The organism is Dysgonomonas sp. Marseille-P4677 (genome assembly GCF_016652235.1).
Lineage (GTDB): Bacteria > Bacteroidota > Bacteroidia > Bacteroidales > Dysgonomonadaceae > Dysgonomonas.
Map to the genome: position 1 here is coordinate 23,162 of NZ_JAEPKU010000005.1, position 17,590 is coordinate 40,751.

The window sequence follows — 17,590 nt, forward strand, 5'->3', positions numbered from 1 at the left end:
TGATGTCAACTATATTATTTCACGAAATAGTCTTCGGGCCTATACATAGCAGGCGTTTAGGAAGTTCTCTAGGTATGAATCTTTTGCCTTACGATGGCAAATTATGTTCATTCGACTGTATATATTGCGAATGCGGATATAATAAAGATTTTAGGACCAAGACAAAACTGCCTGATAGGGATAATGTCAAAGCTGCACTGGAAGATAAACTTATACAACTACAAAAAGATGAAGTAGCAATAGATGTCATTACTTTTGCAGGAAATGGAGAGCCGACAATGCATCCGCAATTTGCAGGAATTATAGACGATACTATTGAGCTTAGGAACATATATTTTCCGAATGCGAAAATAAGTGTTTTATCAAACGCTATGCACGCCGGTAAACAAACGGTATTTGATGCTTTAAAGAAAGTAGATAATAATATCCTTAAGCTTGATTCGGCTATCTTGGATACAGTAAGGTTAATAGACCGCCCTAATTCTCCGGAATACAGTATTGAGAAGCAAATAGCTTTGTTTAAACGCTTCGAAGGAGATTTCATTATGCAAACAATGTTTTTGAAGGGAAGTCATAATGGAAAGATAGTGGACAATACGACCGAACGGGAAGTTTCAGCTTGGTTAGAAGCTGTGAGAGCAACAAATCCGAAGGAGATAATGATATATACCATTGATAGGGAAACTCCCGAAAAGAATTTAGAAAAGGTTTCTTTGGACGAATTGAAGAAAATAGCAATAAGAGCAGAAAAATTGGGTATAAAAGTGAGTGTATCCGGATAAGAAGAAATATAAAATATTTACTTTCCTGATTGGCTTCTGCTTTTGCAGAAGACAGGGAAACGATATAAGGGGACGGAAAGAGTATTTCCGTTCTCTAGGTTATATATACTTTTACCATCTGTATTTACTTATCTGAGTTTAGACAGATTTTTATTAAGTGAGGTTCTGTCGGATAAGTTATGTGATAGGATATTTCATCTTAACATTTTAATGCTAATAGAAGTTAATAGCTGTATCTGTTAAGTAAAATTATAACCAAATCATCTTTTTTCCTTCAAAAAAGAATCGGAGGAAAAGTATTTAAACGAAGAAAATATTCCTTAATAATACTTACACAAAGCGCCATTTTTTTTAACGCGGATTAACTCGCTCCAAAACCGTATCTGATATACATTTGCTTCGTATTTAAACATTACGTTTAACACTTTAATACGCAAAAAAAATTATGAAAAAGATTATTCTTTCAGGTATTGTAGCAATCGCATTGATTGCATCTACTAGTGTAATGGCTCAAAATGTAACACCTAAAAAAGAAGTAAACAAAGCAAAACAAGAAGTAAAGGCTGATACAAAAGCTGTAAAACAAGAAGTAAAATCTGATGCTAAAGCTGCAAAACCAGCAGTTAAAGCTGATGTAAAGGCGACTAAAGGTGAAGTGAAAAAGGAAGTAAAAAAGGAATTGAAAAAATAATCGATCGTAATTAAAAGAATAAATCAATTACAAAAGTAACAGAGCCGCCAAATGTATTTGGGCGGCTCTTTCTTATTTACTTTTTTGCTTGCTTCTTCGTCGATCATCGTATACCGATATCATCCAAAACATACTGCAAACACAGGATATTAATATGACAGGAAGATAGAATGTCATCGAGTTCAAAGCATTTTCCCCATCTTTGGTATATATAAAAAGACCAACTACCGCAATCAATATATACATTACCCCAAAGATAGTAAACATGTTTTTCAGAATTGAGCGGGTGCTCGTATTCTTCTTCGCAACCAACGCTTTTTCTGTTTCTATCTGTTGCATAATTCTGAACTTAAGGTTTTCTCCGGCCTTCATTCTGGTACCTGAAAGCAGTTCCTTAAATTTCTGATCTTGCGAATTTATATTGTCTTTATTCATATTTCAAATATATATAATTTTTTAAAGTTTATGCACTTTCGTGTTTCATGAGTAGATTTATCGTATCGGCGAATCGCTTTCGCGCACGATGCAGTTTCACTTTTACATTCGTATCAGTTAAGCCTGTTATAGATGCAATATCTTTTACCGAATTATCTTCCAAATAGTATAATGTAAGCAATACTCCCTCGTCTTTAGGCATCTTATCTAGAGCTTCGTTAACCATAGTTTTACGTTCATTTTCTTCGACCATGGCTATTGTGTCCATTTCTGAGTATGAACTATCTGAGTCTATTACTTTGTAATCGACAAATTCTGTATTATGGACCGAACTTCTCGACTCAGTGATAGCTGTATTGTATACTATGCGATAGAACCATGTGGAAAATTTACTGTCAGATCTGAATGTGTGCAAATTATGAAAAGCTTTGACAAAGGCATTTTGCACTATGTCTTCCGCATCTTGTTTATTACCACAGATGCGAAAGGCTATAGTAATGGCCATGTCCTGATAGGTATCTACAAAGTAGCCGAAGGCAGATGTTTCTCCCTTCAGTACCCTGTGTATCTGTTGCTTTTCATTCATTTATTCAGCGTCGTCATCAAATTCTTTTTTCCCTTTCACCAGCAGATAGAATACTACATAACCAAGACCTAAGAACAGTAGTATTCCCGAGGAGACAACCCAAAAAGCTTGGTCTTCACCTAGATTCATCATATAAGATATGACTAGGGAGATGATTAGTCCTAAAGCTATTCCTATACAAAGAATTCCATTGCGGAGTGATCTGTATTTGTTCGGAGTTGGTTTAGTTTGTTCAGGTGGAATAATTCCTTGTCTGATCAATTCCATACGCTCCTTATGCTTTGTGCTTATAGAACGTAGTACAATATACATGCTTAGTCCGATTGGCAGTGCGACTGCTGATAACACGGCTACTATGCTCGTTAATCCAGTTAAAGTATCCATAATTGTTTTTTATTTTGTTTATAATCTGTTTCCGAATATATGACTACAGGAAATTACATTTGGTTACAGATTTTTTATTTTTTTTCGAGGAAACGAATAAATTATAAATATGATATGCTTTGATCCTATTAATCTTCATTCCGAATAAATAAATATCTTTTGAGAAGTATCTATTTACCTTTTTGGTTTTCAATCCGATGCCATTTAATGCGATGGCGTAATTACAGACAAATATAGTTGAATATTTAGTTCCGGATAAGATTTATCATTATAAATTTTCAGAAGGTATTTCTATAAAATTTCTTTTCACTCATCATCTATATATACTCATTCGTCGATTTTTCACTCAATTTGGTCGCTTTTTTCTTTCCTTGATGATATAATAGCCATACCTTCGGCTTTCGTAAAAAAAATGAAATGTAACAGATTATTATCTAATTTCGATGATGCTGTGATGTTTTGATCTTTTTTACGACAAATAGAAGAAAGAATAATAATTCTGTAAGAATATTAACATAACAGTGTCTTTTAATACAATATACTTAAATATTAACAGTTATATTTATTCAGGATCAAAAAGAATATGATTGCGCTACTGCGATTAATTAAGAGATAAGAGAGATTCTTAGACTGCTTGTTATCAGCAAATTTTTCGAATAAGTGAGCTATTCATTTATCTGATTTATGTAACTAACAATTAACTAACAAATTTATGAGATTACGCTTTAACTACTCATCAAGAAAAGCTTGGGCTTCGTTCTTATGGTTATTTTGCCTTTTTTTGTTTACCGCTACGTCTGTGGCACAAACATATAAAATAAGTGGAACCGTTGTTGACTCCCAAACCAAAGAAACTCTAATCGGTGTACCCATCATTATAAAAGACCGTAATGGGAACGGTGTCTCTTCTGACGAAAATGGGAAATATAGTATTAGCCTACCTAAGGGAGAATATACTTTATTAGTAGATTATATAGGTTTCGAGAAAAGACAGATTGAGATATCACTTCATAAAAATATAATTAGAGATATAGAACTCAAACAAACATCTATTGGGCTTAGTGAAGTAGTTGTTTCAGCTGAGAGACCTGATGCTAATGTATCTGCTCCTCAGACAGGAGTTGAAAAACTTGAAATACAACAAATAAGTAAAATTCCAGTCTTGTTGGGCGAAAAGGATATTATAAAAACGATACAGCTCATGCCTGGAGTGCAAGGTGCGGGTGAAGGTAGTTCCGGGTTTTATGTTCGTGGTGGTAGTGCCGATCAGAACCTTATCTTGTTGGATAATGTTTCTCTCTACAATGCTTCTCATTTGATGGGTTTCTTTTCTACTTTCAATTCAGAAGTATTACGTGATGTTACATTATATAAAGGAGCTATGCCAGCCCAATACGGAGAGCGTCTCGCTTCTATACTCGATGTTCAGCAACGTAATGGAGACAATCAGAAATACCATGTTAATGGAGGCTTAGGATTAATCTCTTCCAACCTAAATGTTGAAGGACCCATACAAAAGGGGAAATCATCGTTCTTGGTAGGCGCAAGGCGTACTTATGCTGATGCAATAGCTCGTTTGTCGGGAGCTAAAGATGCTCAGAACGCCTATTTGTACTTTTATGATCTGAATATGAAACTCAATTTTGCATTATCGGATAAAGATCAGCTTACTGTTTCAGGTTACTTGGGTAAGGATAAAATGGTATTGAAAGATGCTGCTGAAACTAATTGGGGTAATACTTTCTTAACCGTAAACTGGAATAGGAGCATAAATAATAAGTGGGTATCCAAAACCTCTTTGGCGTATAATCAATACGATTATTATTTCGGTATGGAAGTAGGGATGGATTTGAGAGGAAAAGCGAAGATAAAAGATTATGGCTTGAAACAGGAGTTTTTGTTTCAGCAAAATAAAACTAGTCAGTGGCGTTTTGGACTACAATCTACAAGGCATGATCTTGCACCCGGAGATTATAACATAGATTCGGAACAAAAGAATTCTGTGAATCTACATCATCGTTATTCCCTAGAGAATGCAATATATGCTTCTAATCAGATAAAAATATCTGATAAGCTCGAAGTTGTATACGGATTGCGCATATCTGCTTTTATGGCACTAGGCAAAGGACAATATTATACGTTGGACGAAAATAATGAAGTCTTAGATAGTATATGGTATAATTCAGGTAAAGTTGTTAAAACATACCTCAATCTTGAACCTCGTTTATCTGCTGCATATAAACTGAATGATGTTTCTTCTATAAAGGCGGCTTACGCCCGAACTGTTCAGAATATGCACCTACTATCATATTCAGCACAAGGAACACCTTTTGACCGATGGACCTCAAGTTCTAACAATGTAAAACCTCAGATAGCGGATCAGGTTTCTCTAGGGTACTTCCGTAATTTTTCCGATAATATGTTTGAGTTTAGCGTCGAAGGTTACTATAAGGATATGAGAAATCAAATAGATTTTAAAGATAATGCCGATATACAGGGATATGATGTTATTGAGACGGAAATACTATCGGGCAAGGGGCGTGCATATGGAGTCGAACTAAGTCTGAAAAAACGTTTAGGTAGACTTACCGGATGGATAGGATATACCTTGTCGAAATCGGAGAAGAAAATTAACGGGATAAACGAAGGTGAATGGTATAATGCATTTCAGGATAGAACACATGATATATCCATTGTGGGGATGTATGAATTAAATCCTAAATGGTCATTATCGGCGGCATGGGTTTTCTATACAGGAAATGCAATAACATATCCGAGTGGCAAATATCAGATAAATGGTAAAGATGTAATGTATTATGCTGAACGAAATGGTTACAGAATGCCTAACTATCATCGTCTCGATTTAGGAGCGACATGCATATTGAAGAAAACATCGAAATTCCATTCGGAACTGGTTTTTGGACTTTATAATGCTTACGGACGAGAAAATGCTTATATGATTCAGTTTCGTACTAATACAAAAGATCCGAACAAAACGACGGCTTATCAGTATTCTCTATTCACATTTGTTCCATCTATTTCATGGAATTTTAAATTTTAAATAATTAATTAACAAAATTTTATGAATAATCTAATCAATACATATAGTATAATATTCTTAGTAATAGTTTTAGCTTTTTCCGTGACTTCATGTGAAAAAGAAATTGATGTGTATCTTCGTTCGGTACCACCACGCATACAGATAGAAGGAATAGTAAAGCAGGATCAGCTAGCCCGTGTAAGAGTGAGCCAGACTCTCGACTTTAATAACAATAGCGGATACCCTTTTCTCAAAGGAGCGATCGTTAAAATATCTGATAATAACGGCCTTTCTGAAATTCTGAAACAAGATGATTCCGGGTGGTATGTAGCCGAAACGCTCAAAGGTGAGATAGGGCATACCTACAATATGTCGGTAGTATACGAAGGGAAAGAGTATACATCGACATCGACAATGCCGCCGTTAGTAAAGTTAGATTCATTATCGATGTATAAAATTAAAGTAATGGATTATGCGGTTCCAATGATCCATTTTAATGATCCAAAAGGCAAGGAAAACCAGTATTATCGATGCCTTGTTTACATAAATGGTAAGCAATTGCCTGATATGACCGAGCTTGCCTTATCAGCCGAATTTATGGATGGAAGCCCGATCCATCAATTTTTACCGGTATTTACCAATGATAGAGACGTAGATCCGATTAAACAAGGGGATGATATATTGATCGAATTCCAGAGCTTGGATAGAGGAGCTTATCTGTTTTTTAAGACATTGATGGATATCGAAAATTCTTTGGCCAATCCTACTACCAATATAAAAGGGGGTGCTTTGGGATATTTTAGTGCATGTACAGTCGATGAAATGTCGATCATAGCAGAGTGGGAGGAATGATATCAGGTAAAAAATAATTAATTACAATGAAAAAATGGAGGAGGAAAATCAATATTAGAATGAGATTTCTTTCTCCATTCTTTATTTAGACATATGGTTTTTGATAATACTAATTGTCCTCTGTAAATAGAATTTGGGATATTTCCTCTTCAGGCATTCCTACTTTGACTAATTTATTCTTTAGCTCTAGTTTACGCAGCAACATATTATGCTTATGAGGCTTTACCCCTAATAAAATTGAAACTTCATTTCGTTTATACTCTTTATAATACAACATAAATAACAATATTTTTTTATCATCCAAAACCGAAAGAGCGTCTTTTCCATAAGGCTTTTCTCGCAGGTAATCTTTTGCTAATTCAATAAGATATTGATTGGTATCATGCTTAAAGTTTTCCATGACATTCTTTATTTCTAAATATAGTTCAGGTTCTTCTGTTGTACCATATTCTTTAGCTAGCGCTTGTACTTTTTTATCAATCTCGCCCCAGTTTGTGATAATATTTCCATATATATTATGCAAGTATTCAATAGACTTTGATTGTTGTTCCCATATTTTCTCTTTTGCGTCCATTTCAGCTTTTTGTCCCTCTAATTCGACTTCTAATAGCTTACGTTGCTCTGCTTCTTTCTGACGGAAATATTTTATTTTGAAATAAACTATAGCAGATATTAGGAGGATCACAAGTATAGCACATACCCATAATAATTGATTGCGTACGTGTAAATTCTCTGCTTCTTTCTTTTTGAGCGTATCTTTATATTTTTGCTCCGCTTCTACTAATAACTTAGAATTATTAGCTTCATTGATTTTCAAATCGATGTCTTTCTGTAGGCTCGCATAATAAGAGGCTTCTTTATAGTCTCCTCGTTTTTGGTAATAATCTGAGAGGCTATTGTAAGACTCTTGTAAAGTATAAGGATATGTGATTTCAGGTAAGGATTCTTTAAGTAAGTTAGCATAATAATCTGCTGAGTCAAGTTGATTTTTATTATTATATAGCATCAATAGGCTAAGATATATTCGTTTGTGCTCTTTTGGATTTAAAGTTTGATTTAATGCAAGATGCAAATACTTTTCGGCTTTTATATAGTCTTTTTTATCATTGTATATTGTTCCAAGCATATGTTCGAAAGTCACTTTGTATTGCGAATTGTTTAGCGATTTAGATATTATATATCCATCATTGAAAGAATTGTAGGCATTTTCTATATCTCCCATTTTTCTATATACCATACCTAAAGCCTTTCTTACTTCAAGGTTATATTCTTCGGTATTCTTTACTTTGTCGTAATATGTTAATGCCTGCTTATAATAGACAATAGCACTATCTAACATGTTTTTGTCATTATAAATATTGCCTATGATATTTGAACTTTTTGCCATCAATAGATTATTCTCGGCATCTTTCGCATAAAAGAGAGATAATCTTGAATGCTCCAGATCTTTGTAGGACAAGTTATTTTCATAATATACACTAGCTGCATAAAGGTTAGCAAGAGCAGATAAGGCTGAGTTATTTTTACTATCGAAGTACTTTTGTGCTTCAAAAATTAGAGTATCAGACACAATATTTTGTTTTGCTCTATATTTTGCCTGGACTTTTACTACAATATATAACATATAATTATTTTTATCCATAGTCTCAGGGTCAGAGATAGAATTCAATAGGCGTAGTGCTTCCGATGGGTTTTCCTCTGCCTCCAGCCGGGCTTGTTGTAGTAATTCAGTCGAGTGATTTTTTTCTTTACATCCCTGTAATAATGGCATTAAGAATATACTAAAGATATAGGTTAACACCTTGATAATTTCGATTCTCATTAAACGTGGTGTTTTAATAATGAAGGGATTATGGCATTGAGCCATGCCATAATCCCTATGAGGTGCTATAATTTTATTTGATCTTAAAACTGCTCCAATCTATCAAGTTATTATTCGAGTCTACACATTCAATTTTATAATCGCCCTTAGGCAAGATCGGTAGATCTATTAATAATTTCTTTTTTTGTTTTGTATTTACATTTCGTTTGTGATGTATAAGACCATATTCATCTTTTACGATCACACTAACATGATCTGATTCTTCTTGAAATGTTAATTCAATTTGGTTCACACCAATCTTTGAGGTTGGTGTACTATAAATCCTAGGCCTAACAGGCCTACCTCCCTGTCCGTCTCCATATGTTTCATCCTGATAGGTATTCGTGTCTATAGAAGCAATAATTACTCCTGAAAATAATAGGGTAAGTGCAAAGAGAAAAAGTCTGGTTTTCATCATAATGCTAATTTATTTAAGTGTTCTTAATACTAATGTTCGTGTGGTATATTAGATTGTTCTTTTATACTATTATAGTGATTCGTTTTTTAACAAATAATAGGTACTGAAGAAGAACTCTGTATTCTATTATTACTCAAGTTTGTACCCTAAAGATATATAACCTATAGATATTAAGGACATTCAGCAAACGTCATAAAGATTTTTTTTTATTGAAGTTTGTTTAAATAATTAATTAACAGATGTATATATGTGAAAAGGAGATAGTTTATATAGATTTTTTTTCGTTTATGATGATTAAAAACGGGAGAAGTTAAGTATGATCTTCAGCCTTTTACAAAAAATTGTAGGTCTTCATTAAGCAGAATATAGAAATTTTTTTGTTTTACTTTTTCGATTTTAATTCGTCTTCCAATCTGATTAATTGATCACGATATTGAGCAGCTTCTAAGAATTCCAATTTTTTAGCAGCAGTTGTCATTTGCTTTCTTGTTTTTTCAATCGCTTTCTTCAGCTCTTCTTTATTCATGTATTGTACCTTTTCCTCGGATGCAATAGCTAAAGAAGTGTCTTGATTGTATGATTGTACGACAGTATCTTCAGTTTTTCTTTGGCTGAAAACGGAGCTTAATGCTTTTTGTATCTGCTGAGGTGTAATACCGTGTTCTTCATTATAGGCCATTTGTTTTTCCCTACGACGATTTGTTTCGTTAATGGTCTTTTCCATACTTTCGGTTATCCTGTCGGCATAGAATATTACTTTCCCATTTACATTACGGGCAGCACGTCCTACAGTCTGAGTTAATGAACGGTGGGAGCGAAGGAATCCTTCTTTATCGGCATCAAGTATCGCTACCAGAGAAACCTCCGGAAGGTCGAGTCCTTCACGTAGAAGGTTTACTCCTATTAATACATCAAATTCTCCCGCCCGCAAATCATCCATGATCTGTACACGATCGAGAGTGTCTACATCGGAGTGGATATATGCGCATTTTACCCCATTATTAGCTAGGAAGTTAGTTAATTCTTCTGCCATACGTTTGGTTAGTGTAGTCACCAGAGTTCGTTCTCTTTTATCCACACGTATTTGTATTTCCTCCATCAGGTCGTCTATCTGATTTAAGCTAGGGCGTACATCGATAGGTGGATCGAGTAGTCCTGTCGGGCGTATTAATTGTTCCACAACAATACCCTCCGATTTTATCAGTTCATAATCGGCAGGAGTCGCACTCACATATATAGTCTGAGGTACTAGAGCTTCAAATTCTTCAAATTTCAAAGGTCTGTTATCAAGTGCGGCAGGTAAGCGGAATCCGTACTCTACAAGGTTTTCCTTTCGAGAGTGGTCTCCTCCATACATCGCTCTGATTTGTGGAATTGTTACATGGCTCTCGTCTATTACCATTAGAAAATCTTCAGGAAAGAAATCCAGTAAACAGAAAGGACGTGTTCCTGGCTTGCGATTGTCGAAATAACGGGAGTAATTCTCTATACCTGAGCAGTGCCCAACTTCACGTATCATTTCCAAATCATAGGTTACACGTTCATAAAGACGTTTTGCTTCCAGATGTTTCCCTATAGATTGAAGAAAATCTACTTGTCGTCCCAAATCTATATCTATTTCAGATATAGCTCTGACCATACGCTCTTTAGTAGTGACAAACAAGTTGGCCGGATATATTCGAAAATCATTATATGTGCTTATTTTTACTCCGCTTAATGGATCGAGACATTCAATACTCTCTATTTCATCGCCCCAAAATACCACACGTACTATAGGATCTCCATAGGCGAGGAATACATCTACGGTATCTCCCTTTACTCTAAAATTACCGGCTTTAGGGTCAATTTCATTTCGCGAATAAAGTGCACTTACCAGCATGCGGAGAAATACATCCCGAACCAGCTTCTGACCGGTTTGCAACTTTATTGTCGAATTTTCAAAGTCTTCTGGATTTCCCATGCCGTATAAACACGACACTGATGACACTACAATTACATCGCGTCTTCCGGAGAGGAGGGAGGTTGTTGTTGCCAAACGGAGTTTCTCTATTTCTTCATTTATAGATAAATCCTTTTCTATATATGTATTCGTTGCAGGTATGTATGCTTCGGGTTGATAATAGTCGTAGTAAGAAACGAAATATTCAACTGCATTTTCAGGAAAAAAAGTTTTAAACTCGCTATACAATTGAGCGGCGAGAGTTTTGTTGTGGCTCAGTACTAAAGTCGGCTTGCCTACATTCTGGATAACATTTGCTACAGTAAAAGTTTTGCCCGAGCCTGTTACACCAAGAAGTGTCTGTGATGGTATGTTTTGTTCTACTCCTTCAGAAAGGGCTGCTATTGCAGCCGGTTGGTCTCCGGTTGGCTTATAGTTCGAGATTAATTTGAAATCCATTTCTTATCGTCTATCTTTCTTTAGTAGGTCAAAGATAATAAGAATTGGGTATTTCTATTTTTAAATTACACCTATTAACTCTTTTCCAATGAAGAGGTTTACTGACAGAGCTTTTATTACTAGAATAACTTCAAATAAAAATTGGATACACACTTAATTAAAAAAATGTATTTTTGTATATTGAACCGAAATATCAAGAGCATGAAAAGAATCATAACCTTCTTGTATCAACTGTTTATATTCGCACCTATTTTTGTGGTGGCAACTATAATTACGGCTGTTACAGTTATGATAGGTTGCCTTATAGGCAATCGTACATTTTGGGGATATTATCCGCCGCACCTTTGGAGTAAACTCGCCTGCCGCCTGGCTTTATGTCGGATCAAAATAGTTCGGCATGGAAATCTTGATCCCAATCAGTCATATGTATTTGTACCTAATCATCAAGGTGCATTCGATATTTTCCTTATATATGGTTATCTTAACCAAAATATAAAATGGGTACAAAAACAGGAGTTAAGAAAAATTCCTTTTGTAGGTAAAGCCTCAGAAATAGCAGGCCATGTATTTGTAGACCAGGCAAATGTTAAATCTATGAAAGAAACTATTATGAAGGTGGAAGCTCAATTGGGAGAAGGTTCTTCCATGGTTATATTCCCTGAAGGAGCAAGGACTAAAACCGGTGAAATGGGACGCTTCAAGAGAGGAGCATTTGTGATTGCAAAAGAGATGGGCTTGCCTATTGTTCCTATAACTGTAAACGGGCCCTTTGATCTGATGAAGATACATACTTATTTGATCAATCCTTGTAAACTTGAATTGATTGTACATGAACCCATTTCAACAGAAGGACTTACCGATGAAAATATGCTTGAGTTTATAAATGATTGTCGTGAAATTGTACATTCGGGCTTATGGGAGAAATATAAATGATTAAAAAACGAATTAAAAAGTTTAGTTCCTAATACAAAGGCAATTTTTTGTACTTTTGTGCCTTTACTTAACATTGATCAATATGAAATTTAAGAATATAGTTTTTTTATCGGCTATTATGTTTATCGGATCTTTGAATAGCTTTTCAGCTGTTACTGATAGTTCCGATATGGGAGAAATAGTGTCAATAGATCAGAAGGCTAATGAGATTGTTTCTCATATAGTTGCCAAAGGCGAAACTGTTTATTCGATCGCTGCCACATATAATACTACTGTAAATGAAATTTATAGGCTGAATCCAAAAGCCGAAAAAGGGATTAAGACCGGAGATAAACTACAGGTGATCAAAATGGCAAGAAAAGCCACAGGATTTAGCAATCACCAAATTGAGGCAAAAGAAACCTTGTTTTCGGTATCGCGCATGTATAATATATCGGTTGATGATCTAAAAAAAGCAAATGTAGGATTAGATGAGAGCACATTCAATATAGGCAAAACAATTAGGATTCCTTCTTTTAATACAAGCTCTGTTGTTGCAGGCAATAATGCTTCTGCTAATATCAATATCGAATATAAGGTTAAAAAAGGGGATACCCTTTACAATATAGGTAAAAATAATAATGTTTCGGTTGAAGCTTTACTTACGGCAAATCCATCATTAAAAGATGGAGGACTGAAAGATGGCATGATTTTGATTATACCTAGATCAGCCAATGGGCAGAAGCTTAATGACAAGAAGCAAGAACCGTTGATTGCAGAGACTCCTTATGCTAAGAAAGGTGAAACAGTAAGAGTTGGGGTTCTTTTCCCTTTTATGGATAATGGAGGTAGTATTCCAAAAGAAAAACTTATAGAATATTATGAAGGTTTTCTATTAGCAGTAAAAGAAGTAAAAGAAAAGGGGTTAAATGCTGAGATATATACATTTGATATAGGAGCAGAAAAAAACACAAAGAAATTAGAAAGTTTACTGGGAACTAATGAAATGAAAAATCTTCATTTAGTTATAGGAGGTGTATCTAAACAACAGATTGATGTATTGACTAAATTTTCTAAAAGAACGGGTATTAAGTATGTTGTACCTTTTGCTTCCGTGACTGATTTGAATACTATACCCACAATGTTTCAGATGACTACTTCTCATTCAAGCTTATATAGTGAAGTAGTTACAACCTTTAAATCTAGATTTAGGGATCATAATATCATATTTGTTTCAGAAGCCGGATCAAATAACGATAAATCTGATTTTGTGAACGAACTAAAAAAAGAATTGACAAGATCAAATATACAGTTTAAAACTACGGCTTCATCAGAAAGTTTATCTGATGACGTAATGAAACTGCTTAGTAGTTCCGAAAAGAATATTCTTATCCCGACATCCTCTTCTGAATTAACTCTTCGTCGTTTGTTAGTAGCTATAAATTCAGCTGCAGCAGAGTCTATCACTTTATTCGGATATCCAGAATGGCAGACTTATACCCAACACACAGCCAGTTTACATAAGTATAATTCATATATTTATAGTATCTTCTTTCTTAACGAACAAGCGAAAGAGGTGCAGAACTTTGAGGCGGATTATAAAAAATGGTACAACAAGAATTTAGTTAATTCTTTTCCTAAATACGGTTATCTTGGCTATGATGCCGGATTATACTTTCTGAGTGCATTGAATAAATATGGAAGTAACTTTGAAAATAATATTGGAAATTTAAGAGTGGCTACATTACAATCGGCAGTTCATTTTGCACAGGTCAACCACAATGGAGGGTTTATCAATGACGGATTATATCTGATTCATTATCAAACAGGTTCTGGTATCGAAAAAATAGACATTAGTAAGTGATGATGAAAAAACAGATCTTTCTATTACTCATTGCTGCTTTTTGCGTTACTTTTCTAAATGCGCAAAAGAAAAAATTTGAACCGGAGTGGACTGTGGGGGTTGGCTTTGGGCCGACTTTCTCTTCTGTCGATTTTCAAAGACCTGTTCCATCCGAACGCTTAAGAACTAAAAGTAGCCAGCAATATTTTGGCGGTATCTCCATTAAATATATATCAGAAAAGAATCTGGGATTCATTGCCGAATTAAATTATAGTCAGCAGGGATGGGAGCAATTTTTCCAAGATCATCCTGAGTATGAACATTCTCACCAATTAAATTATTTGGAGCTACCTATCCTTACTCATATCTATTTTGGAAATAAAGTACGATTTATAATAAACCTTGGGCCTAAAGTTGGATTTCTAATTAGTGATAGTGAGAAAATGAATAATGCATTGTTCGAGCATCTGGGTAGTGGCGATCTTCCGGCAAATGAAGTCACTCATCAATATTATAGAATGGCCGACAAGAAAATAGATTATGGTATTATGGGGGGCTTAGGGTTAGAATTCAAAACAGGTATAGGTAGTTTTGCTTTGGAAGGCCGCTATTATTTTGGGCTAGGAGATATATACAATAATAAAAAATCGGATTATTTCAGCCGTTCGGCCAATAGGGTTATCTCAGCCAAATTGACTTATTATGTTAAGTTATTCTGATCTATTATGCCACGTATATACAAACTTTCAAAAGCAGGATTAAAATTACTTTATAAAATACGTCATCATCGGGGGCATGGAATACATTCTCCCTTTGTGTTTAACTTGGTTACAAAGGTGATAGAGGAGAAAACTCCTTATCATGCATATGAAGATATCAGCTTTGTTTTGAATAAATCTCAGAGACATTTTAAATTGGATAAATATAGCCGGTTGTATTTTAGGCTAGCCAATTATTTTGAAGTAAGACAAGTATTGGAAATAGGCTCCGGCTCCGGTGTCGACACGCTTTGTCTTACTGCTCCATCAGCAAGTATAAATTGCATCTGTGTAGAGCCCTCGGAAGAGAAGCGTGCTCAAGCTCAGAAATTATATAACAATTGGGATAGGAATATAAAATTATACACAGATAAAGATTTACCTGATTTATCCGAAAAGGTAGATTGTATCTTATTAAACCTAAGTAGCTATACCTCCTTTTCATTCGATATTTCTGAATATTTATTGAATATATCGCATGAAAAAACATTTATAATAGTGAAAGGTATCCGAACAAATAAACATCACCAGACGTTATGGAAAAGTATAATTAATATAGAGTCGCGAACGGCTGTATTAGATTTGTTCAATGTAGGGATTCTATTTTTTGATAAACAGCTTTATAAGTGGAATTATCAGATTAGTTTTTAAAATTGTTATAAAATGAAGAAAAGCCAAATATATACAAAAACCGGAGATAAGGGAATGACTTCCTTGGTTGGAGGAAAGCGAGTAGAAAAGGCTCATGTTAGGCTCGAAGCATATGGAACTACAGATGAATTAAACTCCTTTGTAGGATTTCTAATAGAGAAAATCGAAGAGAAACATGATTTGGAGATTCTTTCATACATCCAACATAAGTTGTTCACAGTAGGTTCATACCTTGCTACTGAAACAGAAGCCATATCGCCTAAAGCAGCAAGTATAATTACCGATAAGGATATTTTGTTATTGGAGAGTGAAATGGATAGGATGGATAGCGCACTCCCAGCTTTACGGCAATTTGTATTACCCGGAGGCAGTGAATCAGCAGCAAGAGCTCATATTTGCAGAACAGTTTGTCGTAGGGCGGAACGGTGTATATATCGGGTTAAAGAATGTTTTCCTGTTGATGATCAGATTCTTATGTTTGTAAATCGGTTGTCGGATTACTTTTTCCTACTTGCCAGAAAGGAAAGTAACAAGAAAGGCCAAGAAATATTTTGGAATCAAGCATTGATATAAGAAATAAAGTTCTATTTTTGCGAAAATAGAACCAAGCTGACAAATAATTAAACTAAAAATATTATGTACTGGACTCTAGAACTTGCATCAAAATTAGAAGATGCGCCATGGCCTGCAACAAAAGAAGAGTTAATAGACTATGCTCAACGTTCAGGCGCACCATTAGAAGTAATTGAAAATCTTCAGGAAATAGAAGATGAAGATGAGATCTTTGATACAATCGAAGATATTTGGCCGGATTATCCGAGCAAGGAAGACTTCTTCTTTAACGAGGATGAGTATTAAGCTCGAAAAGAAGTAAAAAGCTTTAAAACAAAGCATATACACAAGAGATTAGGGTAACAAATAATTACTCTAATCTCTTTTTTATACCCTTGCTTAACTAAAATTCTTAAATGCAACTTTTTTAGTTTGTATCAGCATCCCATAGGATTTTCTAAAATTATTATTTTTGATACAAACTCTTTTTCATTATAGCCTGTAATTTTAAGGTAGTAACGACTTATTCCTACACCAAATGGATATTCTTTTGGATTAGATTTTTCTTTAATTAATTCATGCCATTTTTCACCACAATGTACTAAAACAGCATCCTTTAATTCTTCTATATCAATCTCAGGAAAAATCTCTTTTTCGTTATCTTCATATGTATAGCAGATAAATTGGTTATTGGTATTCTTATTAAGCTCAATCCAGTTAGATAAATAATGCCTCCAATTGGTAAGGTCACAATGTGGACCTTCATTCATAACAGTTATACTTGTTTCGTAGCATTGCTCTATTTTCATGTTGTTCAGGTTATCTGTAATTATTTCTATTAATTGACCTTCTATTGTTTCTCCCATCTCTATTATAATATGGATAGAATCGCTTTGGTAAGCCTCTATAATGGGTTCTTCTTCGTTTAATAGAATAATTGATTTAGGAAATGAGACAGTTACTTCTGAAAATTTGATTTTCAGGAGTTCATCATTCTCCCTCATATTAAGAGTTTCTTGTTCCTGAGTTTTATTTGTTTCTGAGGAATTACTTATATTATCTTTGGCTTCTTTATTCTTACAAGAAAAAGAGATTAATAGATAAAAAAGAATAATGGATAGAAAGCGTTTCTTCATTATAGACTTCTTTTATGTTAGTTTTTAAAATGCCTATTTGTTCAAAGGTAAAGGGTTATTTCTAGTTTTTTGTATAAACGAGCTAGAAAATAACAATGTTGTAAGGTGTAAGTTTGTGTCTAAATTTTATTAATGGTGACTATTTATGGTATAATGAGTTTCACTAAAAGATATACTTAAAATCATATATTATTTATATTCAATAATATAATTCTTCAAATAAATTCTTTAACGAGGATGAGTATTAACAATAAAGTCTTCAGCTTTATTGAAAAGTAAGACCAAAGGGAT

General features: G+C 34.3%; 17 protein-coding genes. 10 read left to right on the forward strand and 7 right to left on the reverse strand.

Annotated elements, in window-relative coordinates; translation table 11 throughout:
- Positions 1-2 precede the first annotated feature (2 nt).
- Together JGH11_RS02260 and JGH11_RS02265 are read left to right on the forward strand one after the other, a co-directional pair.
- Entirely contained in the window at positions 3-782 is a 780-nt protein-coding gene (locus JGH11_RS02260) for a radical SAM protein (RefSeq protein ID WP_201109942.1), read from the forward strand.
- 445 nt (positions 783-1,227) lie between these two features.
- Positions 1,228-1,473 carry a hypothetical protein gene (locus JGH11_RS02265; protein ID WP_201109943.1) on the forward strand — a complete coding sequence of 82 codons (246 nt, stop codon included), beginning with the start codon at positions 1,228-1,230 and terminating at the stop codon, positions 1,471-1,473.
- A gap of 72 nt (positions 1,474-1,545) precedes the next feature.
- On the opposite strand, the gene JGH11_RS02270 is transcribed toward JGH11_RS02265, so the two are convergent.
- The 3 genes from JGH11_RS02270 to JGH11_RS02280 are packed head-to-tail and all read right to left on the reverse strand — an operon-like array spanning position 1,546 to position 2,878.
- Positions 1,546-1,908 (reverse strand): hypothetical protein, encoded by a 363-nt coding sequence (locus JGH11_RS02270; RefSeq protein ID WP_201109944.1) that lies wholly within the window; start codon positions 1,906-1,908, stop codon positions 1,546-1,548.
- Positions 1,909-1,936: 28 nt separating this feature from the next.
- Entirely contained in the window at positions 1,937-2,494 is a 558-nt protein-coding gene (locus JGH11_RS02275; protein WP_201109945.1) for an RNA polymerase sigma factor, read from the reverse strand.
- The gene (locus tag JGH11_RS02280) at positions 2,495-2,878 is read right to left on the reverse strand and encodes a DUF6249 domain-containing protein (protein WP_201109946.1); all 384 of its coding nucleotides are present in this window, start codon (positions 2,876-2,878) and stop codon (positions 2,495-2,497) included.
- Positions 2,879-3,590: 712 nt separating this feature from the next.
- Between JGH11_RS02280 and JGH11_RS02285 the strand changes: the two genes are divergently transcribed.
- A complete protein-coding gene (locus tag JGH11_RS02285) occupies positions 3,591-5,939 on the forward strand; it encodes a TonB-dependent receptor (RefSeq protein ID WP_201109947.1) in 2,349 nt (782 codons plus the stop codon).
- Positions 5,940-5,960: 21 nt separating this feature from the next.
- On the forward strand, positions 5,961-6,770 hold the full coding sequence (locus tag JGH11_RS02290) for a DUF4249 domain-containing protein (RefSeq protein WP_201109948.1): 810 nt from the start codon (positions 5,961-5,963) through the stop codon (positions 6,768-6,770).
- A 109-nt stretch (positions 6,771-6,879) separates the two neighbouring features.
- Here JGH11_RS02290 and JGH11_RS02295 read toward each other — a convergent pair whose 3' ends face one another.
- The 3 genes from JGH11_RS02295 to uvrB form a co-directional block, all read right to left on the reverse strand.
- Complete coding sequence (locus JGH11_RS02295) at positions 6,880-8,592, reverse strand: lipopolysaccharide assembly protein LapB (RefSeq protein WP_201109949.1); 1,713 nt, start codon at positions 8,590-8,592, stop codon at positions 6,880-6,882.
- Between the two features lie 73 nt (positions 8,593-8,665).
- Positions 8,666-9,049 carry a hypothetical protein gene (locus JGH11_RS02300; RefSeq protein WP_201109950.1) on the reverse strand — a complete coding sequence of 128 codons (384 nt, stop codon included), beginning with the start codon at positions 9,047-9,049 and terminating at the stop codon, positions 8,666-8,668.
- A 382-nt stretch (positions 9,050-9,431) separates the two neighbouring features.
- Positions 9,432-11,447: an excinuclease ABC subunit UvrB gene (uvrB, locus tag JGH11_RS02305; RefSeq protein WP_201109951.1), complete on the reverse strand. Its 2,016-nt coding sequence runs from the start codon at positions 11,445-11,447 to the stop codon at positions 9,432-9,434.
- A 201-nt stretch (positions 11,448-11,648) separates the two neighbouring features.
- On the opposite strand from uvrB, the gene JGH11_RS02310 reads away from it, so the two are divergent.
- The 6 genes from JGH11_RS02310 (at position 11,649) to JGH11_RS02335 (ending at position 16,469) form a co-directional block, all read left to right on the forward strand.
- Positions 11,649-12,380, forward strand: coding sequence for a 1-acyl-sn-glycerol-3-phosphate acyltransferase (locus tag JGH11_RS02310; RefSeq protein WP_236263830.1), 732 nt, complete (start codon positions 11,649-11,651; stop codon positions 12,378-12,380).
- An 82-nt stretch (positions 12,381-12,462) separates the two neighbouring features.
- Positions 12,463-14,223, forward strand: a complete 1,761-nt coding sequence (locus JGH11_RS02315; RefSeq protein WP_201109953.1) for a LysM domain-containing protein — start codon at positions 12,463-12,465, stop codon at positions 14,221-14,223.
- Entirely contained in the window at positions 14,223-14,921 is a 699-nt protein-coding gene (locus tag JGH11_RS02320) for a porin family protein (protein ID WP_201109954.1), read from the forward strand. The genes JGH11_RS02315 and JGH11_RS02320 overlap by 1 nt, the downstream gene beginning before the upstream one ends.
- Before the next feature lie 6 nt (positions 14,922-14,927).
- Positions 14,928-15,611: a class I SAM-dependent methyltransferase gene (locus JGH11_RS02325; protein ID WP_201109955.1), complete on the forward strand. Its 684-nt coding sequence runs from the start codon at positions 14,928-14,930 to the stop codon at positions 15,609-15,611.
- Between the two features lie 12 nt (positions 15,612-15,623).
- Complete coding sequence (locus JGH11_RS02330; RefSeq protein ID WP_201109956.1) at positions 15,624-16,184, forward strand: cob(I)yrinic acid a,c-diamide adenosyltransferase; 561 nt, start codon at positions 15,624-15,626, stop codon at positions 16,182-16,184.
- Between the two features lie 63 nt (positions 16,185-16,247).
- Entirely contained in the window at positions 16,248-16,469 is a 222-nt protein-coding gene (locus JGH11_RS02335) for a DUF2795 domain-containing protein (RefSeq protein WP_006800744.1), read from the forward strand.
- 131 nt (positions 16,470-16,600) lie between these two features.
- Here the strand turns inward: JGH11_RS02335 and JGH11_RS02340 are convergent, their stop codons facing one another.
- On the reverse strand, positions 16,601-17,299 hold the full coding sequence (locus tag JGH11_RS02340; RefSeq protein ID WP_201109957.1) for a hypothetical protein: 699 nt from the start codon (positions 17,297-17,299) through the stop codon (positions 16,601-16,603).
- Positions 17,300-17,590: the final 291 nt, after the last annotated feature.